Origin of the sequence: Streptomyces sp. NPDC053069 (assembly GCF_044546895.1) — a bacterium.
In the GTDB taxonomy this organism is placed as follows: domain Bacteria; phylum Actinomycetota; class Actinomycetes; order Streptomycetales; family Streptomycetaceae; genus Streptomyces.
In genome coordinates this window covers 693,848-720,030 of record NZ_JBITZN010000001.1, presented here as the reverse complement: position 1 = coordinate 720,030, position 26,183 = coordinate 693,848, and the positions used below count along the sequence as shown (strand labels likewise).

Annotated in this window: 22 protein-coding genes; 15 read left to right on the top strand and 7 right to left on the bottom strand. The window is 73.3% G+C overall.

Annotated features, from left to right (window positions below; translation table 11 throughout):
- From ACIGXP_RS03230 to ACIGXP_RS03210, 5 genes are read left to right on the top strand one after another with little or no spacing between them, the layout of a single operon-like run.
- A complete protein-coding gene (locus ACIGXP_RS03230; protein WP_399763341.1) occupies window positions 1–5,268 on the top strand; it encodes a beta-ketoacyl synthase N-terminal-like domain-containing protein in 5,268 nt (1,755 codons plus the stop codon).
- The gene (locus ACIGXP_RS03225) at window positions 5,265–5,624 is read left to right on the top strand and encodes an acyl carrier protein (RefSeq protein WP_399763338.1); all 360 of its coding nucleotides are present in this window, start codon (window positions 5,265–5,267) and stop codon (window positions 5,622–5,624) included. Before ACIGXP_RS03230 ends, ACIGXP_RS03225 begins: the two co-directional genes overlap by 4 nt.
- Window positions 5,625–5,627: 3 nt before the next feature.
- Window positions 5,628–6,428 carry an alpha/beta fold hydrolase gene (locus ACIGXP_RS03220; protein ID WP_399763335.1) on the top strand — a complete coding sequence of 267 codons (801 nt, stop codon included), beginning with the start codon at window positions 5,628–5,630 and terminating at the stop codon, window positions 6,426–6,428.
- A complete protein-coding gene (locus ACIGXP_RS03215) occupies window positions 6,425–7,606 on the top strand; it encodes a glycosyltransferase (protein WP_399763332.1) in 1,182 nt (393 codons plus the stop codon). Before ACIGXP_RS03220 ends, ACIGXP_RS03215 begins: the two co-directional genes overlap by 4 nt.
- Complete coding sequence (locus ACIGXP_RS03210) at window positions 7,603–8,670, top strand: class I SAM-dependent methyltransferase (RefSeq protein WP_399763330.1); 1,068 nt, start codon at window positions 7,603–7,605, stop codon at window positions 8,668–8,670. Before ACIGXP_RS03215 ends, ACIGXP_RS03210 begins: the two co-directional genes overlap by 4 nt.
- Window positions 8,671–8,677: 7 nt before the next feature.
- Here the strand turns inward: ACIGXP_RS03210 and ACIGXP_RS03205 are convergent, their stop codons facing one another.
- Window positions 8,678–9,739, bottom strand: a complete 1,062-nt coding sequence (locus ACIGXP_RS03205; protein WP_399763327.1) for a YbhN family protein — start codon at window positions 9,737–9,739, stop codon at window positions 8,678–8,680.
- A 252-nt stretch (window positions 9,740–9,991) separates the two neighbouring features.
- Here ACIGXP_RS03205 and ACIGXP_RS03200 point away from each other — a divergent pair, with 252 nt between their 5' ends.
- Window positions 9,992–10,636: a DedA family protein gene (locus ACIGXP_RS03200; RefSeq protein ID WP_399763325.1), complete on the top strand. Its 645-nt coding sequence runs from the start codon at window positions 9,992–9,994 to the stop codon at window positions 10,634–10,636.
- 61 nt (window positions 10,637–10,697) lie between these two features.
- On the opposite strand, the gene ACIGXP_RS03195 is transcribed toward ACIGXP_RS03200, so the two are convergent.
- Window positions 10,698–11,225 (bottom strand): gamma carbonic anhydrase family protein, encoded by a 528-nt coding sequence (locus tag ACIGXP_RS03195; RefSeq protein WP_399763322.1) that lies wholly within the window; start codon window positions 11,223–11,225, stop codon window positions 10,698–10,700.
- Between the two features lie 109 nt (window positions 11,226–11,334).
- On the opposite strand from ACIGXP_RS03195, the gene ACIGXP_RS03190 reads away from it, so the two are divergent.
- Window positions 11,335–12,099: an acyltransferase gene (locus ACIGXP_RS03190; RefSeq protein WP_399763319.1), complete on the top strand. Its 765-nt coding sequence runs from the start codon at window positions 11,335–11,337 to the stop codon at window positions 12,097–12,099.
- Between the two features lies 1 nt (window position 12,100).
- Here ACIGXP_RS03190 and ACIGXP_RS03185 read toward each other — a convergent pair whose 3' ends face one another.
- Complete coding sequence (locus ACIGXP_RS03185) at window positions 12,101–12,958, bottom strand: EamA family transporter (protein WP_399763316.1); 858 nt, start codon at window positions 12,956–12,958, stop codon at window positions 12,101–12,103.
- 108 nt (window positions 12,959–13,066) lie between these two features.
- Between ACIGXP_RS03185 and ACIGXP_RS03180 the strand changes: the two genes are divergently transcribed.
- Window positions 13,067–13,639, top strand: coding sequence for an XRE family transcriptional regulator (locus ACIGXP_RS03180; protein WP_363218745.1), 573 nt, complete (start codon window positions 13,067–13,069; stop codon window positions 13,637–13,639).
- 43 nt (window positions 13,640–13,682) lie between these two features.
- Window positions 13,683–14,240 (top strand): YbaK/EbsC family protein, encoded by a 558-nt coding sequence (locus tag ACIGXP_RS03175; RefSeq protein WP_363218733.1) that lies wholly within the window; start codon window positions 13,683–13,685, stop codon window positions 14,238–14,240.
- 30 nt (window positions 14,241–14,270) lie between these two features.
- On the opposite strand, the gene ACIGXP_RS03170 is transcribed toward ACIGXP_RS03175, so the two are convergent.
- Window positions 14,271–15,350 (bottom strand): cation diffusion facilitator family transporter, encoded by a 1,080-nt coding sequence (locus ACIGXP_RS03170; protein WP_399763313.1) that lies wholly within the window; start codon window positions 15,348–15,350, stop codon window positions 14,271–14,273.
- A gap of 57 nt (window positions 15,351–15,407) precedes the next feature.
- Between ACIGXP_RS03170 and ACIGXP_RS03165 the strand changes: the two genes are divergently transcribed.
- On the top strand, window positions 15,408–15,776 hold the full coding sequence (locus ACIGXP_RS03165; RefSeq protein WP_363218731.1) for a metalloregulator ArsR/SmtB family transcription factor: 369 nt from the start codon (window positions 15,408–15,410) through the stop codon (window positions 15,774–15,776).
- A 53-nt stretch (window positions 15,777–15,829) separates the two neighbouring features.
- Here the strand turns inward: ACIGXP_RS03165 and ACIGXP_RS03160 are convergent, their stop codons facing one another.
- Window positions 15,830–17,470, bottom strand: a complete 1,641-nt coding sequence (locus ACIGXP_RS03160; RefSeq protein WP_363218730.1) for an APC family permease — start codon at window positions 17,468–17,470, stop codon at window positions 15,830–15,832.
- A gap of 215 nt (window positions 17,471–17,685) precedes the next feature.
- Window positions 17,686–18,093, bottom strand: a complete 408-nt coding sequence (locus ACIGXP_RS03155) for a CoA-binding protein (protein ID WP_363218729.1) — start codon at window positions 18,091–18,093, stop codon at window positions 17,686–17,688.
- A 144-nt stretch (window positions 18,094–18,237) separates the two neighbouring features.
- Between ACIGXP_RS03155 and ACIGXP_RS03150 the strand changes: the two genes are divergently transcribed.
- From ACIGXP_RS03150 to ACIGXP_RS03130, 5 genes are all read left to right on the top strand, one after another.
- Window positions 18,238–19,044 carry a hypothetical protein gene (locus ACIGXP_RS03150; RefSeq protein ID WP_399763308.1) on the top strand — a complete coding sequence of 269 codons (807 nt, stop codon included), beginning with the start codon at window positions 18,238–18,240 and terminating at the stop codon, window positions 19,042–19,044.
- Window positions 19,041–19,583: a histidine phosphatase family protein gene (locus ACIGXP_RS03145; RefSeq protein ID WP_363218727.1), complete on the top strand. Its 543-nt coding sequence runs from the start codon at window positions 19,041–19,043 to the stop codon at window positions 19,581–19,583. The genes ACIGXP_RS03150 and ACIGXP_RS03145 overlap by 4 nt, the downstream gene beginning before the upstream one ends.
- A gap of 144 nt (window positions 19,584–19,727) precedes the next feature.
- Window positions 19,728–20,354, top strand: a complete 627-nt coding sequence (locus tag ACIGXP_RS03140; RefSeq protein WP_399763304.1) for a YigZ family protein — start codon at window positions 19,728–19,730, stop codon at window positions 20,352–20,354.
- Window positions 20,355–20,460: 106 nt separating this feature from the next.
- Window positions 20,461–21,624: an exonuclease SbcCD subunit D gene (locus ACIGXP_RS03135; protein WP_399763301.1), complete on the top strand. Its 1,164-nt coding sequence runs from the start codon at window positions 20,461–20,463 to the stop codon at window positions 21,622–21,624.
- Window positions 21,621–24,632 carry an AAA family ATPase gene (locus tag ACIGXP_RS03130; protein WP_399763298.1) on the top strand — a complete coding sequence of 1,004 codons (3,012 nt, stop codon included), beginning with the start codon at window positions 21,621–21,623 and terminating at the stop codon, window positions 24,630–24,632. The genes ACIGXP_RS03135 and ACIGXP_RS03130 overlap by 4 nt, the downstream gene beginning before the upstream one ends.
- A 19-nt stretch (window positions 24,633–24,651) precedes the next feature.
- On the opposite strand, the gene ACIGXP_RS03125 is transcribed toward ACIGXP_RS03130, so the two are convergent.
- Window positions 24,652–25,980: an alkaline phosphatase family protein gene (locus tag ACIGXP_RS03125; RefSeq protein ID WP_399763295.1), complete on the bottom strand. Its 1,329-nt coding sequence runs from the start codon at window positions 25,978–25,980 to the stop codon at window positions 24,652–24,654.
- Between the last annotated feature and the right edge of the window lie 203 nt (window positions 25,981–26,183).

The window sequence follows — 26,183 nt, the reverse complement described above, 5'->3', positions numbered from 1 at the left end:
ATGACGGAACGTCAAACAGCGGTGCCCGTCGCCGTCGTGGGGATGGCGGTGCTGCTGCCCGGCGCCCGCGACCTCGACGCCTACTGGCGCAACCTGCGCGACGGCGTCGACGCGATCCGTGACGTCCCCGCGGACCGCTGGGACGCCGCCCACTACCGGCCCGGGTCGGCCGCCGGGCCCGCCGTCGCCGGCCAGGTGTACTGCCGTCGCGGCGGCTTCGTGGACGGCCTGGCCCAGGTGGACGTCACCCGGTACGGCATCATGCCCGCCTCGGTGCCCGGCACCGAGCCCGACCAGCTGATCGCCCTCGACGTGGCCGCCGCCGCGCTCGCCGACGCGGGCGGCGAGCACCGGCTCCCGGACCGCGACCGGATCGGTGTGGCCCTGGGCCGCGGCGGCTACCTCACCCCGGGCCTGGCCCGCCTCGACCAGCGCGTCCGCACCGCCGCACAACTGACGCGCACCCTGGGAGAGCTGTTACCGCACCTGTCCGCCGAGCAACTCGACCGCGTCCACACGGCGTTCACCGAACGGCTCGGCCCCGACAGCCCCGAGTCCGCGATCGGACTGGTCCCGAATCTCGCCGCCTCGCGCATCGCCAACCGGCTCGACCTGCGCGGCCCCGCCTACACGGTGGACGCGGCCTGCGCCTCCTCCCTGGTAGCGGTCGACCAGGCGGTCACCGAACTCACCACCGGCCGCTGCGACCTGATGCTGGCCGGGGGAGTGCACCACTGCCACGACATCACCCTCTGGAGCGTCTTCGCCCAGTTGCGCGCCCTGTCCCCGACCCAGCGCATCCGCCCCTTCCACCGTGACGCCGACGGCATCCTCATCGGCGAGGGCACGGGCGTCGTCGTACTCAAGCGGCTCGCGGACGCCGAACGCGACGGCGACCGGGTGTACGCCGTGATCCGCGGCACGGGCGTGGCCGGCGACGGCCGTACCGCGGGACTCGTCGCACCCGACCCGGGCGGGCAGGCCAGAGCGGTGCGGCAGGCCTGGCGGGCCGCCGGACTCGACCCCGCCGCACCGGGCTCCGTCGGCCTCCTGGAGGCACACGGCACCGCGACCCCCGCCGGAGACTCGGCCGAACTCGCCACCCTTGCCGACGTGTTCGGTCCGGGAGCGGGATACGGCGACGACGACGCCGCGCGCCCGGTCCTCGGCTCCGTGAAGTCGATGATCGGCCACACCATGCCGGCCGCCGGGGTCGCCGGCCTGGTCAAGGCCGCCCTCGCCCTCCACCACGGCACCCTCCTGCCCACCCTGCACTGCGACATCCCCCACCCCGCGCTCGCCGCCACCCGCTTCCGCACCCTGGACCGGGCCCGCCGCTGGGACACCGCCCCACGGCAACCCGTCCGCCGAGCCGCCGTGAACGCCTTCGGCTTCGGCGGGATCAACGCCCACGTGGTGCTGGAGGAGGCCCCGGGGGGCCGCTGTGCGCCGGGGGAGGTGTGGGGTGCGGCTGCTGGGGTGGAGAGGGTGGAGGGGGTGACGGGGGTGGTGGGTGCTGGTTCTGAGCCGGCTGGAGCCGTGCCTGCGCGTTCCGTTCCGGAGGGGGGCACGTCTGCTCGTCCGGGGCGCGGGGAGGCGGCGTCGCCCGAGCTGCCCTCCGTGTCCGCTCCCGCCCGCGTCACCGAGCCCGAGCGGATCCTGCTGCTCGCCGCCGGCAGCGTGGCGGACCTCACCGTCGCCCTCGGCGCCGACGACTCGGCCGTCCTCGGCGCCGGTCTCGATCCTGCCCGGCCGCGCACCGGCGCCGGCCCGGTCCGGCTGGGGATCGTGGACCCGACCGCCAAGCGGCTCGCCCTGGCCCGCCGTGCGGTCGCCAAGGGCCGCGCCTGGCAGGGCCGCAGCGATGTGTGGTTCCGGCCGGTCCCGCTGCTCGGGCGGGCCGGCGGCCGGACCGCGTTCGTCTTCCCCGGCCTGGAGGGCGACTTCGCGCCCCGCATCGACGACATCGCCGCCCACTTCGGCCTCGCCTCGCCGCCCGGCACGGACGTCAGGGTCGGTGACGTAGGACGGCATGGCTTCGGGGTCGTCGGTGTGGGGCGCCTGCTCGACCAGGCGCTGCGCCGCATGGGTGTCGTACCGGACGCGGTCGCCGGGCACAGCGTCGGCGAGTGGACGGCCATGGTGGCGGCCGGACTGTACGATCCGTCCCAAGTGGACGCCTTCATGGCCGGGTTCGACCCCGATGCGGTCACCGTCCCCGGCCTCGCCTTCGCCGCCCTCGGCACACCGGCCGCTCATGTCCGTGCCGCGCTCGCCGAGTTCCGGGCGGACTCCGGGATCGTGCTCTCCCATGACAACGCGCCACGGCAGTCCATGGTCTGCGGACCCGGCACGGCGGTCGAGGAGTTCGTGCGGACCCTGCGCGGGCAGGGGGTGATCTGTCAGGTGCTGCCCTTCCGTTCCGGCTTCCACACGCCGATGCTGGAGCCGTACCTCGGCCCCATCAAGGAGGCCGCCGACCGTTTCCGGCTGCACCCGCCGACCGTGCCGGTGTGGTCCGGGACGACCGCCGCACCCTTCCCGCCCGCGGAGCCGGCGGTACGCGAGTTGTTCGTACGGCACCTGCTGGAACCCGTCCGCTTCCGCGAGCTGACCGAGGCCCTCTACGCCGCCGGGCACCACGTCTTCGTCCAGGCAGGCCCCGGCCGGCTCACCTCCCTGATCGACGACACACTCGGCGACCGCGACCACCTGACCATCGCGGCCAACGTGCCCGAACGCAGCGGCATGCCCCAACTCCGCCGTCTGGCAACGGCATTGTGGGTGGCCGGGGCGCCCGTTTCACCGACGGTGCCACGGCGTTCGGCGACGGCGCCCGTCTCACCGACGGTGCCACCGCGTCCTGCGGAGCCGTCCGTCACGCCGGCCGTACCGCCCCGCGCCGGGGCACCTGCTCCGGCACACCGACGCCCGCCCGTCCGGCTCGCTCTTGGTGCCGCTCTGGTCTCGCTGGACGGGCCGGTACTCGACGCACTCCGCGCGGAACTAGGCGCGGCACCCGTCATCGCCCACCCGGCATCTCCGGACCGCCCGGAACCAGGTCCTGCGCATCCCGCGCCCCCGCACCACCAGGGGCCGCTTGCAGCGCACCCGGCGCACCCGGCGCCTCCGGACCGTCCGGGACCAACCGTCGCGGGCCTCAGGCCGCCAGACCACCCGGGGCCGTCCTGCACGCAGCTCGCGCCCTCGGACCGCCCGGCACCAGCCGTCGCGCGGCTCACACCCACAGCCCGCCCGAGACCGACCGACACACCCCCCACGCCCACCGCGCCCCCGACCTCTCCGAGCGCACCCGGCCTCGGCGAACTCGAAGGACTCGCCGCACGCTTCCCGGCCGCCGCCGAGCTGGCCGCTCTGCTGCGGGACACCGCAGACACGGCAGCCCAGCTGATCACCGCAGCCCGCCGCCGCGCCCCCGACACCGCCCCCGCCGGCCCGACCGGCGCCGCACCCACCCTCACCGCGCCCACCGGCTCCGCACCCTCCCTCACCCAGCTCTCCCAGCCCTCCTCCCGGCCCCCCTCCACCGCCCCCCTCCCCGCGCCGCCCACCCCGACGCCCACCACCGTCCATGTCTCCCCCCGCACCATGCCCCACCTCCTGGACCACTGCTTCTTCCCACAACGTCCCGGTTGGCCGGACATCGAGGACCGCTGGCCGGTGGTCCCCGCCACCACGATCGTCCGGCACATGATGGACGCCGTAGAGACGGCGGCCCCCGGCCTGCGGGCGGTCGCCGTGCGCGAGGCCCGTTTCGACCGCTGGCTCACCGCAACCCCCGCCGTCGACATACAGGTCACCGTCACCCCGGCCCCCAGCCCCGCGAACGGCATCACCACCGCCCCGGCCTCCAGCCCCCCGAACGGCATCACCACCACCCCAGCCGTCGGCCACCCGGACAGCACCACCGTCACCCCGCCACCCAGCCACCCCCACCACGTCACCGTAACCTTCGGCCCCACCGCCCGCGCCGTCGTCGAACTCGCCCCGCAGCACCCCGCACCGCCCCCGCCCACCCCCCTCCCGGACGCCCCCGAGCGCCGTCCCGAGCACACCGCGGACCAGCTCTACCGCGACCGCTGGATGTTCCACGGCCCCGGGTTCCAGGGACTGACCGACCTCACCGGGATCGGCGAGCGGCACATTCGTGGAGTGATCACCGCGCCCGCCGCCCCCGGTGCACTGCTCGACAACGTGGGGCAGCTCCTCGGCTACTGGATCATGGCGACCGGAACCGAGCGGACCGTCGTCTTCCCCGTGCGGATGCGGCACATGCGGTTCCACGGACCGCACCCGGAGCCAGGGACCGAGGTCGGCTGCGTGCTGCGGATCACCTCGCTCACCGACACCGTCCTGGAGGCCGACGCGGAGCTGACCGTCGGCGGCCGGGTGTGGGCGGTGATCGGCGGCTGGCAGGACCGCCGCTTCGACAACGACCCGACCACCCGCCCCGCCGAACGCTTCCCCGAGCGCCACACCCTGTCCGCGGCCATGCCCGGCGGCTGGGCGCTGGTGCACGAACGCTGGCCGGACCTCGCCTCACGCGAGCTGATCATGCGCAACTCGCTGGGCGGCGCCGAACGGACCGAGTACGCCGAACGCCCGCCGCGCGGCCGCCGGCAGTGGCTGCTCGGCCGGATCGCCGTCAAGGACGCCGTACGGCAGTGGCTCTGGCAGCAGGGCGAGGGACCTGTCTTTCCGGCCGAACTGCGGGTACACAACGACGAGTCGGGGCGTCCCTGCGTCTCCGGAGTGCACGGCCGCGCCCTGCCCCCGCTGGACGTCTCGCTCGCCCACCGCGCCGAGGCGGGCGTGGCGATCGTCCGTCCGCACACCTCGCGGCCCGGTCCGGGCATCGACATCGAAGAGGTCACCGACCGCGATCCGGCGACCCTCGTCACCGCGCTCGGCCCGGGAGAACTGCGGCTCCTGCGCGCCCTAGCGGAGGACGGCCCCGACCCGCAGGCCCTGTGGTTCACCCGGTTCTGGGCAGCCAAGGAGGCGGTCGCCAAGGCCGAGGGCGCCGGATTCGGCGGCCGGCCGCGGGACTTCGCGGTGCTGGAGACCGCACCGGACGGCAGTCGGCTGCTGGTCTCCGGGCGCCTGGAACGCGTCTACACCGTGCACTGCGCGGCGGTGGCCAATCCGCCCGCCCTGCCGGAACGCGCCTATGTGGCGGCCTGGACGACCGGTCCCGGAGCCGACGACGGACACCCCCACGAAGCAGCCGAGGAGCACCCCCGATGAACCCCACCCACCCGGTCCCCGCAGGCCCCCCTCAGCCGGCGCCGGTGCAGCCCACCGCCGACGCCGTGCTGGCCGACGTCACCGGCATGCTCCGTACCGTGCTCGCGGAGTACGGCGACGACGACGTGGTGATCGGCCTGTCCACCACCTTCAACCGCGACCTGGAACTGGAGAGCATCGACCTGGTCACCCTGGCCGGCCTGCTGGAGGAGCGGTACGGACAGCGGGTCAACCTCGCCGAGTTCCTGGCCGGCATGGAGTTCGACGAGATCATCGAGCTGACCGTCGGCCGGCTCGTGGAGTACGTGGTGTGGAGCCTGAAGGCCACGCACCCCAAGACCACACAGACGGGCTGAGACATGGCGATGGTCGACGCCCGCGACATCCGGCTGCACGTCCAGCGCATGGCCCCGGCCGGCGACAGCACCCGGCACGGCACGGTCGTCCTGGTGCACGGCCTGCTCACCGACAGCCTGGCCAGCTACTACTTCACCGTCGCGCCCGCGTTCGCCGCCGCCGGACTCGACGTCGTCATGTACGACCTGCGCGGGCACGGCCGCAGCGAGCGCCCGCAGCAGGGCTACACCCTCGACCACAACATCGACGACCTGGAGGCTCTCCTCGACCGGCTGGCCGTCACCGGGCCCGTCCATCTCGTCGGCAACTCCTACGGCGGCACCATCGCCTTCGGCTTCGCCGCCCGGCACCCCGGGCGTGCGGCCAGCCTGACGCTGATCGAGTCCGAGCCCGCTACCGCCGCGTGGGCGGTGAAACTCGGCCGCATCCTCGACCGGGTCATGACCCAACTCGCGCACAACGAGCCCGACGCGATCGCCTGGATCACCGCGCACCGAGGCCACAACACGGCCCGGCTGGCCAAGGGTGCGGCCCGGCTCGCCCGCGAGACCACCCTCGGCCGGGACATCCCGGCCAGCCGCGTGCTGACCGAGGACGCCATCAGAGCCGTACGCTGCCCGGTCCTCGGCGTGTACGGCGGTGAGTCGGACCTCGCCGGGCTGGTGCCGCTGAAGCAGGCGCTGCTGCCGGACTACCGTGCGGTCGTGCTGCCCGGTTACGAGCACTCCGTGCTGGTGGAGGCGCCCGCGGCCGTCGGCGGACACATCCTGGAGCTGATCCGTGCCGGGGCGGGTGTCCGATGAGCGCGTTCCTCTTCGTCGTGCCGCCGCTGACCGGGCACGTCAACCCGGCCGTCGGCGTGGCCGCCCGGCTCGCCGGGTGCGGGCACCGGGTGGCCTGGGTGTGCCCCGACCCGGCGCTGGTGCGGCGGCTCGCGGGCCCGGACGCCGAGGTGTTCGGGTGCGCGGGCCCGGTGCCGGGCGCCGAAGGAGTCGTACGACCTGCGGACCTCAGGGGCGCGGAGGCGCTGAAGTTCCTGTGGGAGGGGTACCTGCTGCCGCTCGCCGACGCCATGGCGCCCGGTGTCCGCGCCGCGGCCGAGGCGTTCCGCCCGGACGTGGTCGTGGCCGACCAGCAGGCCTTCGCCGGCGCTCTGGTGGCCGAACGCCTGCGGCTGCCGTGGGCCACCTCGGCCACCACCTCGGCCGAGTTCTCCGGCGCCTACGACGGCCTGCCGAAGGTCGCCGAGTGGCTGCGCCACCGCCTCACCGAGCTGCGCTCCCGCATCGGCGATCCGTCCGGCACCGCCGATCCACGGTCCTCGCCGCACCTCCTGCTGATCTTCAGCACCCCCGAACTGATCGGACCCCAGGCACCACTGGCGCCGCACATCCACTACGTCGGCCCCTCGCTCACCGGCCGACCGGCCGGCCCCGGCTTCCCCTGGGAGCGACTGGACCACGGCCGGGCGAAGGTCCTGGTGACCCTGGGCACGGCGAACGCCGACGCGGGCGACCGGTTCCTCGCCGAGTGCCTCACCGCCCTGCGGGAACGCGCCGACCGCGTACAGGCGGTGATCGCCGATCCGGGCGGCGCCCTCGCCGTACCGCCCGACGACAAGGACGTCCTGGCGCTGCCGTCCGTGCCGCAACTCGCCGTGCTGGCAAGGATGGACGCCGTTGTCTGCCACGCCGGGCACAACACCGTGTGCGAGGCGCTGTGGCACGGCGTCCCGCTCCTCGTCGCACCCATCCGCGACGATCAGCCCGTGGTGGCCGGACAGGTCGTGGACGCGGGCGCCGGCGTCCGCCTCCGCTTCGGCCGGGTACGCGCGGACCGGCTGGGCGCCGCTCTCGACACCGTCCTCACCGACCCCGCCCACCGGGCCGCCGCCGCCCGGATCCGCACCGCGTTCCGCGCGGCGGGCGGCGCCCGGGCCGCGGCGGTCCACCTCGAACGACTGGCACCGGAGGCCCGATGAGCGACAACGACGGCAAGGCATCCCGAATCGCCGCCCTGCGCCCCGCCTACCAGAGGGACCTGGCCGCAGGAACCGGCCGTTTCTTCGCACCCCGGCGCGACACCTGCCCCTGGTGCGGCTCGGACCGGCTCGCCGCCCGTCTCCACACCAGCGACCTGCTCCAGCACAAGCCCGGCCGTTTCACCCTCGACCGCTGCGCCGACTGCGGCCACATCTTCCAGAATCCCCCACTGACCGAAGCAGGCCTTGAGTTCTACTACCGCGACTTCTACGACGGCCTCGGTGAACAGCGGATGAGCGGCACCTTCGGCGGCCGTACGGCCATGTACCGGGGCCGCGCCGAGGCGCTGCTGCCGCACGATCCCGCCCCGAAGACATGGCTGGACGTCGGCACCGGACACGGCCACTTCTGCGGCACCGCCCGCACCGTCCTGCCCTGCACCTCCTTCGACGGGCTCGACTTCACCGACGGCGTCGAACTCGCCGCCCGCGAAGGCCGCGTGGACCACGCCTACCGCGGCGCCTTCCCCGCCCTCGCCCCCGAACTCGCCGCGCGCTACGACGTGGTGAGCATGTTCCACTACCTGGAGCACAGCACCGATCCGGACCGCGAACTCCGCGCCGCCCACCAGGCCGTACGCCCCGGCGGCCACCTCCTCATCGAGGTGCCGGACCCGCAGAGCCGGTACGCCCGGCTGCTCGGCCGCTGGTGGCTGCCCTGGCTGCAGCCGCAGCACCTGCACTTCATGCCCGTCGCGGGCCTGCGGCGACGGCTGACCGAGCTGGGCTTCACGGTGGTCGCCGAGCAGCACGCCGAAGCGCACGACCCGGTCGACCTGCTCGCCGCCGTCTGGCTGGCCCTCGACCACACCGCTCCGCGCGAGGACGCCCCCTGGCTGCCCGAGCCGCCCGGCGCCCTGCGCCGCGCCGCGCGCACCACCCTCCTCCTCGCGGGGGTGCCCGCGCTCATCACCGCGACACTCCTCGACCGATTCGCGCTGCGACCGCTGTCCCACCGCCTCGGCCTGTCCAACGCCTACCGCCTGGTGGCCCGCCGTGAGTGACCGGCGCTCAGAGCACCTTCGCGCGGATCAGCGCCGACAGTGTCAGAGTGCCCGGCAGCAGCGGCACCCAGTCGGACAGCACCCGGTAGCCGATGACCGTCGCGGTGGCCGGCGCCGGTGCGGAGCCGAAGGCGATCAGCGTCCACACCAGCGCGGCGTCGACCGCGAGCCCGCCCGGCGCCGGAACCGCCCCGACGGCCGTGCCCGCCGCGAGGTAGGCGAGCAGCACGTGCCCCCAGGACAGCCCCAGTCCGAGCGCGGCACCGGCACAGGCGAGGGTGGTCCCCTGCACCAGCGGCATCGCGACCGCCCCGCCCCACAGCGCGACCACCCGGGACGGCCGGGTGTGCACCTCACGCGCATCGGCCAGGGCGGAGTGCAGCAGCCCCGACACCGGCCGCCGGAGCGGCCGTACGACCGTCAGCAGCACCCCGGCCACCGCGACGGCCCCGCCCGCGACGGCGGCGACCGGGACCAGCAGCCGCCCGTCCGGTACCAGCTCCCCGAGGCGCCGCCAGGCCGGTGACGCCGCAAGGAACACCAGCAGCACCACCGTCTTCGCACTGGACTTGGCCAGCGAGTACAGCCCGATCGACGCGGTGGCCCGGGCGGCCGGCACCCCGCGGCCCCGCAGGAAGCGCAGAGTGACGGCATGGGCGCCGAGCCCGCCCGGCAGCACATGGTTGGCGGCACCGGCGGCGAACTGCGACGCGAGCAGCAGACCCGGCGGCAGCCGGTCGGGCAGGGCGCCCTGCCGCACGCATGCGGCCGCCACGCAGTTCAGGCAGGTGAATCCGGCACCGGCCAGCAGCCACCAGGGGTCGGCCCCGAGGAGCCGCCGGACGCCCTCATGCATCACCGGCCGGTTGGCGAGGGCCCAGCCGGCGGCCAGCAGCAGGGGAGCCACGCACAGGGCCAGCCGGAAGTGCCGGGTGGCCATGAGGGACGGGGGCCGGGCGGTGGCCTGCGGAGCGGTGTCCGGCGGATCACCGGACCCGGCGGACGCAGGCGCCGCCGCCCGGGAGCACGCCGGAGAGGAGGGCGAGGGGGACTCGGACACTGAGGACACGGGGACGTCGTCCTTCCGCAGCGGGCCCCGCGGCGGGGACCTGGGGGAGGCGGGCCGGGCGAAAACCGCGGGGAGCCTTCCCCTCTCGTGTGACACCGGGATGTCCGAAAACCGAAGGAGTGGGGGCGGGAGGGTGCCGCCGGGTAGTGCGCGCAAGCCGCCGTTCGCCGCCGACCAGGTAGCCTTCCCTTGGGACGCCCTTTACATGCGGCGCCCCGCAGGACAAGGACGGCGACAGGGGAGGAACCGGCGGTGCACGTCCAGGAATGGCTCGACACGGTGCCCGCGGCCGCCGTCTATGCCGTGGTGGCCCTGGTGATCGGTCTGGAGAGCCTGGGCATCCCGCTGCCGGGCGAGATCGTGCTGGTCTCCGCGGCACTCATGTCCTCCCAGCACTCCGGCATCAACCCGGTCGTCCTCGGCGCCTGCGCGACCGCCGGCGCCGTGATCGGCGACTCCATCGGCTACGCGATCGGCCGCAAGGGCGGTCGCCCGCTGCTCGCCTGGCTCGGCGGGAAGTTCCCGAGGCACTTCAGCGAGGGCCATGTGGCCACCGCCGAGCGGTCCTTCGAGAAGTGGGGCATGTGGGCCGTCTTCTTCGGCCGCTTCATCGCCCTCCTGCGCATCTTCGCGGGCCCGCTCGCGGGCGTCCTCCACATGCCGTACTGGAAGTTCCTGATCGCCAACGTCCTCGGCGGCATCTGCTGGGCGGGCGGCACCACGGCCGTCATCTACTACGTGGGCGTCGTCGCCGAGGACTGGCTGAAGAAGTTCTCCTACCTGGGCCTGGTGGCGGCCCTGCTCGTCGGCCTGGCCTCCGTGCTGATGATCAAGCGCAAGGCGAAGAAGGCTCAGCCGGCGGAACGGGACGCGGAACCCGTCAACGCCGGGGACTGAAGTCCGCCAAGGAACGCGGGGAGCGCGACGAGCCGCACTCGACCGGCCCTCGCCGGACGGCCTAGCGATGCACATCCTTGTGCGCCCCGGCCAACTCCGCATACATCGTGCCGTTGAGGGTGACCCCCTGCCGCTCCTCCTCACTCAACGGCCGCCTGACCTTCGCCGGCACCCCAGCCACCAGCGACCCCGCCGGCACCACCATCCCCTGCGGCACCAGAGCCTGAGCCGCGACCAGCGACCCCGCCCCGATCACGGCTCCGTTCAGCACGGTCGCCCCCATCCCGATGAGGCAGTCGTCCTCGACCGTCGCCCCGTGCACCACCGCGTTGTGCCCGATGGACACCCGCTCGCCCACACGCACGGGAAACCCGGGGTCCGCATGCAACGTGACGTTGTCCTGCACGTTCGCCTGCGCCCCCACGGTGATCCTCTCGACATCCCCGCGTACCACCGCGCCGTACCAGACACTGGCCCCCGCGTGCAGCGTGACATCGCCGATGACGGAAGCCGTAGGCGCCACGAACGCCTCCGGATCGATCTGCGGCTCCTTGCCCCCGATACCCACGATCAGCGCCCGCTGCGTCATCACCGTCTCCTCGTGTGCGAAAGTACCCCGCACGGTACGACACGGCATGGGGCAAAGATCACAGCAGCCCGCCCTCTCGCCGGAGACAACCGGTGAGTAACGTGACCCCGTGCCGAAGCGCAAGAACACGTTCTCATCCTGGCGACGCCACGCAGCGCAACGCGTGGTGCACGCGGCCTGGGCCTGGGCGCAGCGCACGGGCGCCGTCACCGCCGACCGCCCCGGCCGCCTGCGTTTCGGCTCGATCGGCGAAGCCACCCGGCTCGCCTTCCCGCTCGGCACCGTCTTCGGCGAACCCTGGATCCACCTCGGCTCCCATTGCATCATCGCCGAGCAGGTCACGCTGACCGCGGGCCTGATGCCCGATCTGGATCTCGGCCCGGACCCGATCCTGCGCATCGGCGACGGGGTGGTCCTCGGCCGCGGCAGCCATGTCATCGCGGACACGACGGTCACCATCGGCAGCGACTGCTACTTCGGCCCGTACGTCTACGTGACCTCCACCAACCACTCCTACGACGACCCGCAGCAGCCCATCGGCAGGCAGTGGCCGCGCATGGAGCCCGTGGAGATCGGCCCCGGCTGCTGGATCGGTACCGGTGCGGTGATCCTGCCGGGCTCGCGGATCGGCCGGAACGTGGTCGTCGCGGCCGGTGCCGTGGTCCGCGGCACGGTGCCCGACCACGCCGTGGTCGCCGGGGCACCGGCCCGGGTCGTCCGGCGCTGGACACCCGAGCAGGGCTGGCAGCCGCCGCTCAGGACCCCGGCGCCGGTGCCGATCCCGGAAGGGATGACACCGGAGCAGTTGCGCGCGCTGGCGGAACTGGACGAGGACGGTGTGGCCCGGCTCGCGGAACTGGAGACCGAGGGCTGACTCAGCCGGTCGCCAGCAGCAGCGTGCCGAGCAGCGCCAGCCCCGCGCCGGCTGCCTGGATCGCGCGCAGCCGCTCGCTGAGGAAACCGCGCGCCGCCAGCGCGGTCACCACCGGATACAGCGAGGCAAGGACGGCCGCCACGGTGACCGGGCCGTGCTGGGCCGCGATCGCGTAGGTGCCGTTGGCGGCCACATCGGCGAGCCCGACGAAGGCCAGCGCGGGCAGCGACGCCCAGGGGAAGCCGTCCTCCGGCACCGCCCGGCCGTCCCGCCGGACGGAGACGGCGAGCGCGGCCCCGCCGACCGCGACGTTGGTCAGGCGCTGGACGAACAGGGCGAGGAACAGCCCGGTGACGGTGGTCGAGGCTTCCGTGATCAGCGCGAACACCGTGCCGAAGCCCAGGGCCGCGACCAGCGTGAGCAGGATCGTCCGGCGCTGTACGGGCGCGCCGCGCAGCTGCGGCCCGCCCGCGAGGACGACACCGGTGACAGCGACCGCGATGCCGGCGACCTGGAGCAGCCCGGGCCGCTCGCCGAGCACGAGGCCCACGCCGACCGGCACGGCCACACTCAGCGTCGCGAGCGGCGAGACGACCCCCATGGGGCCGAGCGCGAGCGCTTTGTAGAAGGAGAGCAGCGCCACCGGTCCCACCAGTCCCGCCGCGACGGCGAACCACAGACGGGGCCCGGCCTCGCTCCACCCACCGGTCGCCACGACGATCGCGCCCAGCACCGTCGCGGCGATGGCCTGTGAGACGACCACGACGGTCAGCGCGGGCGTCCGCCGGGTCAGCAGTCCACCGCCGAAATCGGCCAGCCCCCACAGGAGGCTGGTGGTCAGGGCGAAGAATGCTGTCACGGCCGGCCTCGCAGTACAGTTCGGTGAACGATCAGGTGCACCACACGGTAGTTCAGCCAAGTGAACTCTGTCATCCCATATATTGAACCCCGAGCGATGGAACGTGATGTGTCGGACCTCGACCTGCTGACCCAGTCCCTGGCGCGCAACGTCAAGCGCTGGCGTACCGAGCGGGGCTTCACCCTGGAAGCGCTCGCCGCCCGCGCGGGGGTCAGCCGCGGCATGCTGATCCAGATCGAGCAGGCCCGGACGAACCCCAGCATCGGCACCGTCGTCAAGATCGGCGACGCGCTCGGCATCAGCATCACCACCCTGCTCGACTACGAGCAGGGCCCCACCGTCCGCATCGTCCCCGCCGAGCAGGCCGTACGGCTGTGGCACACCGACGCCGGCAGCTACAACCGCCTCCTCGCGGGCACGGAGGCGCCCGGACCCCTGGAGATGTGGGACTGGCGCCTGATGCCCGGCGAGCAGAGCCCCTCCGAGCCGCACCCGGCGGGCACGGTGGAGCTCGTCCACGTCACCGAGGGCGAACTGACCCTCACCGTGGACGGCGTCAAGCACCTCGTGCCGACCGGAGCGAGCGCCACGTTCGAGGCGAGCACGTCGCACACGTACGGCAACGAGGGTGACGTCCCGATGCGGATGGTGATGGCCGTCTCGGTGCCGCCCGTACGCTGAACCGCACCCCAGCGGGCTGCCGGTGGGCTGTTAGCGTGCGGCCATGCGCGCACCCATCGGAGACTTCGACACAGCCACCCCCGTCCCGGACTGCCTTCAGGAACTGACCGCGCCCGTCGCCGACGCCGTACGCCGCTGGCAGGGCGCGGTCCCCGCCGACCGCATCCTCTACGTCGACACGGATCCGCGCTGGGCCGACACGGCCGTGTTCGTCGAGCACTACGGCCGCGACCTGCTGGAGCAGTCGGCGAACTGCGTGGTCGTCGCCGGCAAGCGGGGCGGTGATACCACCCTCGCCGCGTGCGTGGTGCTCTCCACCACCCGGGTCGACGTCAACGGCGTCGTCCGCCGTCAACTCGGCGCGCGCAAGGCCTCGTTCGCCTCGATGGAGACGGCCACCGGCGAGACCGGCATGGAGTACGGCGGCATCACCCCGGTCGGCCTGCCCGCCGGCTGGCCGGTCCTGCTGGACCCGGCCGTCGTCGACCTGCCCTACGTCCTCGTCGGCAGCGGACGCCGGCGGGGCAAACTGCTGATCCCCGGCAAAGCCCTGACGGAGCTGCCGGGCGCCGTGGTACTGGAGGGGCTCGGGATCGCCTGAGGCCGGCGCACAGATCTGCCTATGACGCCGTCAGACGGTGGGTGTCAGATGGTGGGCCAGGACGAGATGAGGGTCCCTCTCGCCCGGAGCGGGAGCCGGGTCGGCGTGGATCAGGGCGGCCGTCAGCCGCGGTACGGCGTGCAGCAGGGCATGTTCGGCCTCGACGGCGATCGCGTGCGCCTGTCGTAGCGTCGCCTCGCCGTCCACCACCACCGCGAGTTCGGCCCGCAGCCGGTGCCCGATCCAGCGCAGCCGCAGTTCGCCCACCTCGCGCACGCCCGGCACCGCTCGCACCGCCCGCTCGGCCCGGTCCACCAGCGCCGGGTCGACGGCGTCCAGCATCCGCCGGAACACCTCCCGCGCCGCGTCCCGCAGCACCAGCAGGATCGCAGCCGTGATCGCCAACCCGACGACCGGGTCGGCCGGGTGCAGGCCGAGGGCCGACCCTCCGGCGCCCAGCAGCACCGCGAGCGAGGTGAACCCGTCGGTACGGGCGTGCAGCCCGTCGGCGACGAGCGCGGCCGAGCCGATCTCCCTGCCCACCCGGATCCGGTACCGGGCCACCCACTCGTTGCCCCCGAACCCGACCAGGGCGGCCGCCGCGACCGCCGGCAGGTGCGTCACCGGGCGCGGATCGAGCAGCCGTCCCACGGCGGCCCACGCGGCGAACGCCGCCGACGCGGCGATGGTCAGCACGATCACCAGTCCCGCGAGATCCTCCGCGCGCCCGTAGCCGTAGGTGAACCGCCGGGTCGCCGCCCGCCGCCCCAGCACGAAGGCGATGCCGAGCGGTACGGCGGTCAGGGCGTCGGCGGCGTTGTGCACACTGTCCCCGAGCAGCGCCACCGACCCGGACACGGCCACCACCGCCGCCTGCGTCAGCGCGGTGACCCCAAGGACGGCCAGCGACACCCACAGCGCCCGCATCCCGCGCGCCGAGGCCTCCATGGCCGGGTCCAGCTTGTCGGCGGTGTCGTGGGAGTGCGGGGTGAGGAGATGCGCGAGCCGGTGCCGGAGAGCGCGAGCGGGGGCGTGACCCTTGTGGCTGTGGCTGTGGCTGTGGCTGTGGCTGTGGCCGGGCACGTGGCGATGAGGGTGCCGGTCGTTCACGTGGGTCCCCTTCCGTGCGGGATGGACGCGTGGCGCCCACCGGACCATTATGTGCGTATGAGCGCACGCATGCACCTGTCACCTGCACACCATGCGCACCCGCGCAGCCCGGGCGCGGAGCAGTTCGCGCTCGCTGCCGAGCTGATGGCCCTGCTCGGCGACCGCACCCGCCTCACCCTGGTGCACGTCCTGACGGCCGGCGAGGCCGACGTCACGACGCTCACCGAGGCGTGCGGCGCGGCCCGTCCCGCCGTCAGCCAGCACCTGGCCCGGCTGCGGCTCGCCGGCCTGGTGAAGACCCGCAAGGAGGGCCGCCGGGTGGTCTACTCACTCCCGCACGGACACGTGCGCCGACTGGTGGAGGAGGCCCTGAAGACGGCGGACCACCACCTCGCCGAAGGGCGCACCGGGAGTCCCCGCACATGACGGTGTCCCGTCAGCCACGGCTCTGCTGACGGGACACCTGGTAGGGGAGTGGCTCAGTGGGCCGGGGCGTCGGTGACGACGACCTCCTCGATGTCGCGCTCGATCTGCTCGGCCTTGGAGGCGGTCGCCTTGGCCCAGTAGTAGATGACGATCGAGAACGCGGCGACGACCAGCAGGTCCCACCACAGCGGCAGGTCACCGGTACCACCGAAGGTGCTCAGGTAGGAGATCAGGCCCAGGCCCGCCAGGTACGGCGGCAGCCACTGCGCGGCCTTGAAGTCCAGCCGGGGAGCGTCGGGCAGGCCCTTGCGGATGGCGTAGGCGGCGTAGGAGCCGAGCAGCAGGTAGCCGAGCAGGATCGCGCAGCCCAGACGCCACAGGGTGTCCCAGCCGGACCAGAAGATGATCAGGTTGGCGACCACGAAGGACAGGGGCGAGATGATGTTGCCGGCGGGCAGCTTGTACGGACGCTCGTGGTTGGGCAGACGGTCCTTGAAGACGCCGTAGGCCAGCGGGGCGCCCGCGTACATCAGCACGCTCGCCGAGGTGATGAAGCTGACCAGCGTCTGCCAGCTCGGGAACGGCAGGAAGCAGATCACGCCGGTCACGAACGACATGGCGAGACCGAACCACGGCACACCGCGCTTGTCCGTCTTGGCGAACACCTTCGGCGCGTAGCCGTTCTTGGCCAGGCCGTAGGAGATACGGGAGGTGGCGGTGGTGTAGATCAGGCCGGTGCCGCCGGGGGAGATGATCGCGTCGGCGTACAGGACCCAGGCCAGCCAGCCCAGACCGCACAGCGTGGCGAGACCCGCCCAGGGGCCGCTGATGCCCACGTAGTCCAGGTTCGCCCAGCCCTTCGCGAAGGAGGCGTGCGGCAGGGCGGCGATGAACACGACCTGGAGCAGCAGGTAGATCGTGGCGCCGATCGCCACCGAACCGAGCGTGGCGCGGGGCAGGTCGCGCTTCGGGTTGCGGCTCTCACCGGCCAGCTGGATCGCCTGCTCGAAGCCGAGCAGCGCGAAGATGATGCCGCTGGAGCTGATCGCGGTCAGGACGCCCTTGGCGCCGAACGGGGCGAAGCCCTCGGAGGTGAAGTTGCCCGGGTGGAAGTTGCCGATGGCGATGACGAAGATCGCCGCGAGCGGGACCGCGATCTTCCACCAGGTGGCGGCGCTGTTGGTGTGGGCCAGGACGCGGACGCCGAGGAAGTTGACCGCGACGAACACGGCCATCAGGACCACCGCGACGACGATGCCGCTGGTGGTGAGCGTGCCGTTGGTGTTCTGCAGCCCGTCGGCGAAGTGCCAGTGCTTGGCATAGCCGATCATGGCCTCGACCTCGATGGGCGCGACCGTCGCGGCCTGCAGCCAGGAGAACCAGCCGAAGGACATACCGGCCAGGCCGCCGAAGGCGTAGTGCGGGTAGCGCGCGGTACCGCCCGCCACCGGGAACATGCCGCCCAGTTCGGCGTGCACGAGGGCGAGCAGCACGATGGCCACCGTGCCGATCATCCACGAGATGATCGCGGCGGGGCCGGCCGCCACTACTGCTTTCTCGGCACCGAAGAGCCAACCGGAGCCGATGATGGAGCCAACCGAGGCCCACATCAGACCGATGAGTCCGACGTCGCGGCGCAGACCGCCACCGGTGTCGCTTGTGGCTACCGGCGCAGCCTGGTCGACATTCGCCATGTCAAGTGGCCTCTCAGATCGTAAACGCGGGATTAACGAGCAAGGAGGCCACAGGCTAGGGAGGCTTTCCAACTGAGCAAAAGAGTGTTAACCAAATTTTGACCTGGGATCTTAGCTGCCTTGGGCGCACGCTCGGTTACACCCTTGTCACAGCTCAGATGCTCACTGTGAATGTCAATATTCAGCAGCGAATTGTGAGTAGAAGGAAAGATTCGCTACTGCAGAAGGGGAATTTCGATCGCCGGGCAACGGTCCATGACCATGTCCAGACCGGCCGCCCGGGTCCGTTGGTACGCGGTCTCGTCCACGACACCGAGCTGGAACCACACCGCCCGCGCGCCCTTCGCCACGGCCTCGTCGGCCACCGCGCCGGCCAGCTCGCTGTTGACGAAGACGTCCACCACGTCGACGTCGAAGGGGATGTCCGCGAGGGAGGCGTAGCCCTGCTCGCCGTGCACCGTCTCGGCCGCGGGGTGCACCGGCACGATCCGCTTGCCGAACCGCTGGAGCACCTGCGCCACCCCGTAGGCGGCCCGGCTCCGGTTGGTGGACAGGCCGACCACCGCCCAGGTGTCGCCCAGCTCGGTCAGAATCCTGCGGATCGTGGCTTCGTCGCCGTACACGGCCGCCTCCTGGTTGCCGGTGATAACTGTTCGCCTGGGCAACAGCACCCCGGCGGGTCCGGATTCCCGTCCCGTAGCCGCCACCATGTCCGGAATCGGCGCAAGGTGCCTGCGCGCGACCGCCCGCCCGCCTACGCTCGCCCCGTGCTGCACATCCTCGACGCCCGAACCGGTGAGCCCGTCCCCGCCGCGCCCGCCCGCCGCGGCCTGACCCGCATCGAGGCCTACGCCTCCGGCCTCGACCCGACCGCCCTGCGGGTGCTGCTCACCGCCGACCTCCTGGTCCGCGCCCTGGAACTGTCCGGCACCCCCGTCTGGACGATCCTCACCGCCCCCCACCGCCACGCCGAACTCCGCACGGCCGCCACCACCCTCTCCATCCGCCCCTTCGAGGACGGCCGCGACCTGGCGTCGGGGCTGGGCGCGGCTCAGGCGATCCATGTGACGTCCGACCCCGCGAACGTCCTCAACACGGGTCCGGTGATGCGGGTGGCCCCGGTGGAGTGGACGGGGAACGCGACCGGCGAAGCCACCCCCGCGCAGGCTTCCGCACCCCCTTCCGCCCCCACCCCCGAGACCGCCGTACACCCCGCGCTCCCGGTGCTGCTCGCCGATCCCGCTGCCCTGCGGCTCGCACTGCTCTCCGTCCCGCGCGGTGACACTGTCCGGCTGGACCCCGCGGCGCTGGGTGAGGCTGCCGGACGGTTGGCGCGGTGGCGGCGGGCCGTGGCCGGGTGGGCGCGGCAGCCGTCGCGACCGGTGCCCGATGACGTGCGGGTGCGGTTGCGCTCCGCGTGGGAGGACGACCTCGACCTGCCCGGGGTGCTGGAGGTGCTGCGGTCCGTGGAGACCGGCGCGGACATCTCCGACGGCGCCCGGTTCGAGACGTACGTCTATGCCGACCGCCTGCTCGCCCTCGACCTCGCCCGCGATCTCGGGAGCCTCGCGTGATCGCGCGGGCGGGCGCGGGCCCGCTGCGCCGGCTGGTGGTACTGCGGCACGCCAAGTCCGCCTGGCCCGAGGGCGTCGAGGACCACCGCAGGCCGCTGGCGCCGCGCGGCCTGCGCGACGCCCCGGCCGCCGGACGCGCCCTCGCCGACGCCGACTGCCTGCCCGACCTCGCCCTGTGCTCCACGGCCGTACGCGCCCGGCGCACCTGGGAGCTGGCCTCCGCCGAGTGGGGCACCCCGCCACCGGTGCGCCACGACCGGCGGTTGTACGCGGCCGGCGTCCCCGAGCTGCTGGAGGTGCTCCGCGAGGCGCCGCCCGAGGTGGAGACGCTCCTGGTGGTGGGACACAACCCGGGGCTGGAGGAGCTGGTGCTGGAGCTGGCCGGTGACGGTCTCGGCGACACGCTGGAGCGGGTCCGTGTGAAGTTCCCGACCTGCGCAATCGCCGTCCTCGACTGGCACGGCAGCGGCTGGGCCGCCCTCGCCCCGGGAACGGCCCTCCTGACGTCCTTCACGGTGCCACGCGGACGCAAGGGCTAGCCCCTCGAAGGGCGCGGGGGCCGTGTTAGGCATGCGGCCACCGCAGCGCGGGTACGACCGGCCACAACGAGGCGGCAGACGAAGGACGGCACAGCGAGGCACCTGCCGGTCGGCCCTCCCCGGCGGAGCGCATACGCTGACGGGATGCAGGACGAGTACCGCACAGTCGCCCGCGCGGGCGTGCACGAGACCGAGATCAACCGCTCCCGCTTCCTGTGCGCCCTCGCCCCGGCCGCCACCGAGCAGGAGGCGCAGGACTTCATCGCCTCCGTGCGCAAGGAGCACGCCGACGCCACCCACAACTGCTGGGCGTACGTCATCGGCGCCGATGCCTCCGTGCAGAAGGCCAGCGACGACGGCGAACCGGGCGGCACCGCCGGCGTCCCCATGCTCCAGATGCTGCTGCGCCGTGAGATGCGCTACGTCGTGGCGGTCGTCACCCGCTACTACGGCGGCGTCAAGCTGGGTGCCGGCGGACTCATCCGCGCCTACGGGGGCGCCGTGGGCGAGGCCCTCGACACGCTCGGCACGCTGACCCGGCGCCGCTTCCGGCTGGCCGCGGTGACCGTCGACCATCAGCGCGCGGGCAAGGTGCAGAACGATCTGCGCGCCACCGGGCGCGAGGTGCGGGACGTCCGTTACGGCGAGGCCGTCACCATCGAGATCGGCCTGCCGGACGCCGACGTGGACGCCTTCCGCGCATGGCTGGCGGATGTGACGGCGGGCACGGCAGGGTTCGAACTGGGCGGAGAAGCCTACGGAGATGCCTGATGAATGGCGCAAATCGGTCATAACTCATCAAGGCCGACCGGGTGTCACGGTCTGATACGGGAGCAACCGCCCGTGATGTCAGACCCGGCCGTTAATCTCGGGGATCATGAGACTTCTGCACACGTCCGACTGGCATCTCGGCCGGGCCTTCCACCGGGTGAACATGCTCGGGGCCCAGGCCGAGTTCATCGGTCACCTCGTCACCACCGTGCGCCGGCGCGAGGTGGACGCGGTGGTCGTGTCGGGCGATGTGTACGACCGCGCGGTGCCCCCGCTCGCCGCGGTCGAGCTGTTCGACGACGCCCTGCACCGCCTCGCGGACCTCGGCGTGCCCACGGTGATGATCTCCGGCAACCACGACTCGGCCCGCCGGCTCGGCGTCGGCGCCGGGCTCATCGACCGCGCCGGCATCCACCTGCGCACCGAGCCGTCCGCCGCAGGAACCCCGGTCGTGCTGGCCGACGCCCACGGCGACGTCGCCTTCTACGGCCTGCCGTACCTCGAACCGGCCCTGGTGAAGGACGAGTTCGGGGTGGAGAAGGCCGGCCACGAGGCCGTACTGGCCGCCGCCATGGACCGCGTCCGCGCCGACCTCGCCACCCGCGCGCCGGGCACCCGCTCGGTCGTCCTCGCCCACGCCTTCGTCACCGGCGGCCAGCCCAGCGACAGCGAGCGGGACATCACCGTCGGCGGGGTCGCCGCCGTACCGGCCGGGGTCTTCGACGGCGTCGACTATGTGGCCCTCGGGCATCTGCACGGCTGCCAGACCATCACCGAGCGCGTGCGCTACTCCGGCTCGCCGCTCGCCTACTCCTTCTCCGAGGCCGGCCACCGCAAGAGCATGTGGCTCGTCGACCTGGCCGCCGACGGCTCCGTCACCGCCGAGCGCCTCGACTGCCCGGTGCCGCGCCCGCTGGCCCGCCTCCGCGGCACCCTGGAGGACCTGCTCGCCGACCCGGAGCTGACCCGCCACGAGGACTCCTGGGTCGAGGCCACCCTCACCGACGCGGTCCGCCCCGCCGACCCCATGGCCCGCCTCACCGAACGCTTCCCGCACACCCTCAGCCTGGTCTTCGCCCCCGAGCGCGCCCCGGACGATCCCCAGGTGTCGTACGCCCGGCGTCTCGCCGGCCGCAGCGACCAGCAGATCGCCCAGGACTTCGTGGCCCATGTGCGCGGCGCCGGGCCCGACGAGCAGGAGGCCGCCGTGCTCCGCGAGGCGTTCGACGCCGTGCGCGCCGACGCTGCCGTACGGGAGGTGGCCCGGTGAGGCTGCACCGGCTCGACATCACCGCCTTCGGGCCCTTCGGCGGCTCCCAGAGCGTCGACTTCGACGCCCTGTCCGCCGCCGGACTGTTCCTGCTCCACGGCCCCACCGGCGCTGGCAAGACCACCGTCCTGGACGCCGTCTGCTACGCCCTGTACGGCTCCGTCCCCGGCGCCCGGCAGAGCGGCCAGGGCATGCACCTGCGCAGCGACCACGCCGAGCCGCGCACCCGTACCGAGGTCCGCCTCGACCTCACCGTCGCCGGCCGCCGCCTGGAGATCACCCGGCAGCCCCCGTGGGAACGGCCCAAACTGCGCGGCAAGGGCACGACCGTCGACAAGGCCCAGACACGGCTGCGCGAGTACGACGCCGCGGCCGGCGCCTGGAAGGACCGCAGTCGCTCCCACCAGGAGATCGGCGAGGAGATCACCCAGCTGCTCGGTATGAGCCGCGAGCAGTTCTGCCAGGTCGTGCTGCTGCCCCAGGGCGACTTCGCCCGCTTCCTGCGCGCCGACGCCGAGGCCCGCGGCCGGCTGCTCGGCCGCCTCTTCGACACCCAGCGGTTCGCCGACGTCGAAAAGCGCCTCGCCGAGCGACGCCGCGCCACCGAGGCACGCGTGCGTGAGGGCGACGCGGCACTCCTCGCCGCTGCCCACCGCATGCAGCAGGAAGCCGGCGACGCCATGGAGCTGCCGGAGCTGGCCCCCGGCGATCCGGGCCTGGCCGACGCCGTGCTGGGCGCCGCCGCCGTCGCCCGCGCCACCGTCCGGGAACGCCTCACCGTCGCCCGCTGCCGGCTCGCCGCCGCCGAGTCCGCCCACGCCGAGACCCGGCGCGCCCTGGACGACGTACGCGAACTCGCCCGCCTGCAGAGCCGGTTCGCCGAGGCCCGGCAGCGCGCCGAGCGGCTCCAGGAGCGGACCGGCGCCCACCGCGAGGACCGTCGGCGCATGGAACGGGCCCGCAAGGCGGAGGCGGTCGCACCCGCGCTGGAGCTGCGCGAGGCCGCCGAGCAGGAGCACCACAGGGCGATCCGGACCGAGGCACGCGCGCGTGGCCTGCTCCCCGACTCCTGCGCCGACGCGGGCGCCGCCGGACTCGCCTCCGCCGCCCGCAGGGCCGCCGAGGAACTGGGCGGCCTGGACGCGGCCCGGCGCGCCGAGCGGCGGCTCACCGAGCTGGCCGAGGAGCAGTCCGGCCTCGACCGCCAGGAGCGCGCCGACGAGGAGGCGCTCCGCGAGGCCGAGGCCTGGCTCGCCCAGTGGGACACCACCCGCGCGGCGCTGCAGTCCCGCGTCGACTCCGCGCAGGAGGCCGCCACCCGCGCCGAACAGCTCGCCGTGCAGCGGGAACCGATGCGCAGCCGCCTCGACGCGGCCCGCACCCGGGACCGGCTGACGGCGGACCTGGAGCAGGCCCGGCAGCGCGCGCGAGCCTCCGAGCAGCGCGCCCTCGACGCCCGCGCACACTGGCTCGACCTCAAGGAACAGCGTCTGAACGGCATCGCCGCCGAGCTGGCCGCCCACCTCACCGACGGCGAGCCCTGCGCCGTCTGCGGAGCCGTCGAACACCCCGCACCGGCCCGCAAGGTCGAGGGCCACGTCGACCGCGAGACCGAGGAGCGGGCCCACCAGACCTGGCAGCAGGCCGACGCCCGGCACATCGAGGACGAACGGCGCCTCGGCGTCGTCCGCGAGGCCCTGGCCGCCGCCACCGCCGAGGCAGGCGACCAGCCCACCGCGCAACTCGAAGCGCTGGCCACCGAGTTGGAGCAGGAGTACGCCCGCGCCCGGCGCGACGCCTCCGCGCTGCACGCCGCCCACGAAGAGCTGCGGCGCGCCGAGCACGAGCGCGAACAGCGCCTCGCCGACCGCCAGCAGGCCGCCGTACGGTCCGCCGCCCGGCTCACCCGCCGCGAGACCCTGGAGCGTGAACAGACCGCCCTGAAGGCGGAGCTGGCGACGGCGCGCGGCAGCTCGGGCAGTGTGGCCGCGCGCGCCGCACAACTGGAGCGTCAGGTGGCGCTGCTCACCGACGCAGCCGACGCCGCGCGCACCGCCGAGGACACCGCCCAGCGCCTGAAGGACGCCGACGCCCGCCTCGCGGACGCCGCCTACCGCGCCGGTTTCGACACCCCGCAGGCCGCGGCCGACGCCCTCCTGGACCCCGCCGCCCACCGCGAGCTGCAGCACCGCCTGGACGCCTGGCAGACGGAGGAGGCCGCCGTGCGCGCGGCGCTGGCAGAGGCCGACACCGCGGCCGCCGCGCAGCGCCCGCCCGCCGACCCGGCCACGGCCGAGCGCGCGGCGGCCGCGGCCGAACACCGGCTGCGCGAGGCGGCGTCCGCGCAGGACGCGGCGGCCCGCTGCTGCGCTGAGCTCGACCGCCTCTCCGCGCATGCCACCGAAGCCGTACGAGCGCTCGCCCCGCTCCGCGCGGAGTACGACCGGGTGGCCCGCCTCGCCGCCCTCACCGCGGGCACCGCCGCCGACAACGAACGCAAGATGCGCCTGGAGTCGTATGTGCTGGCGGCTCGCCTGGAGCAGGTCGCCGCCGCCGCGACCGCACGGCTGCAGCGCATGTCCTCGGGCCGCTACACCCTCGTCCACTCCGACGGCCGCACCGGACGCGGCCGCAGCGGACTCGGGCTGCACGTGGTCGACGCCTGGACCGGACGCGAACGCGACACCGCCACCCTGTCCGGCGGCGAGACCTTCTTCGCCTCCCTCGCCCTCGCCCTCGGCCTCGCGGACGTCGTCACCGACGAGGCCGGCGGCGTCCGACTCGACACCCTCTTCATCGACGAGGGCTTCGGCAGCCTCGACGACCAGACCCTCGACGAGGTCCTGGACGTCCTCGACTCGCTTCGCGAACGCGACCGCAGCGTCGGCATCGTCAGCCACGTCGGCGATCTGCGCCGGCGGATCCACGCCCAGCTGGAGGTGGTGAAGGCCAGAGCGGGCTCCACGCTGCTCCAGCGGGGGGTTCCCAGCAGGGACCTCAGCCGCTGAAGCGAGTGGGTGACCTGGCTCAGACCGGCGGGATGAGCCGGCGTGCGACGAGGTCGGCGTGCACCTGCTCCAGGTGGGAGGTCTCGCTCCGGGCCGGGTTGACTCCGATGGAGGTGGGGACGATGACGCCGTCGAGGGGGTCGTCGTCGCGCGGCTGTCCGCGGGTGAGTACGGCGCCGATGCCGGGGGCGTTCCGGTCGCGTGCGGTGAGCGAGTCCAGCCCCCAGCGTTCCTCCACGGTCTTGAGCAGCGACGTGTGATCCAGCGGCGTGGATCCGTTGGGGACACGGAAGACGGTGCCGGGCTCGATCAGCGGGGACACCAGCACGGTGGGCACGCGCACACCGAAGCGTGTGAAGTCGAAGCCGAACTCGCCCACCGCCTGGTCGGGCGGCTCTGCATCCGAGGGCGGCGGTATGTGGTCGTAACAGCCGCCGTGCTCGTCATAGGTGATGACGAGCAGCGTTCCCGCCCAGTCGGGGCCGCTGCGCAGGGCGTAGTACACGTCGTGGATCAGCTGTTCCCCGAGGGCCACGTCGTAGTTGGGGTGCTGACTGTTGCCGGTGGGCGACCAGGCGGGCTCAAGGAACACGAAGGCGGGCAGGGCGCCTTGCGCGGCCGCCTGCTTGAAGTCGATGAACTGGCCGAAATGCGGCGCGGCGGCAGCGGCGATGTCGGGGAAGTCACCGCGGGTGAGCGGCTGGGCGTGGTAGCCGTACACGGTCCACTCGACGTTGTTCCGGGAGAGTTCACCGAAGATGCTCGGCGTGGTGAAGGTGTGCGTGTGGTCGTCCATGTGGCCCTGACTCGTTCCGGCCAGCGCGAACGCCCGGTTGGGCAGCGTCTCGGTGGGCACGGAGCTGTACCAGTGGTCGCACACCGCGTAACCGCGGGCCAGCCCGGAGAGCACCGGCAGCCCTTGCGGGGTGAAACAGCCCATGATGTCAGCGGTCGTTGTACCGGGATACACCGAATCGTGCCGCTGCTCGTGGCGTTTGAGGGTCAGGGCGAAGTCGGTGACGAAGCCGTTGTTGGTCGGTTTCTGCCCGGCGGCGGGTGTGGCGGTGCCGAACACCTGGTGGTTGGTGGCCCGATACCCCTCCCCGGGGTTGGCGCCGGGCATGAAGTACGCGCCCGCAATGGTCGGGTCGATCCGGAAGACGGTGACGTCTGCGCCGTTGCCATCGGGATTGGACTCGCCGCCGGTCAATCCCTCGTACGGGGCGCCGGACGGTGACCGGTTTCCTTCGTCGGTGTAGAGGAATCCCAGCATGTGGTCGAACGAGCGGTTCTCCAGCATCAGGACCACGAGGTGGTCGATCTGGTCCAGGTGTGGGGATCCAGGCATGCGAAGCCTCCGGACAGACCGATGGCAGGGCGAGGAGGAGGGTAAAGAGGGCGTCGCTGCCACAGGCCGCCAGGCCTCGATGAGCAGCTGCGAAGGTGCGGCCGCTGGGGGCGTCGGGCAGGAACCCCCTGCCGGTCACGGCGGATCCGCCTCTCACCCATAGCATTTCACCATCTGCTCGCCCGCGCATCCCGGTGGAATTG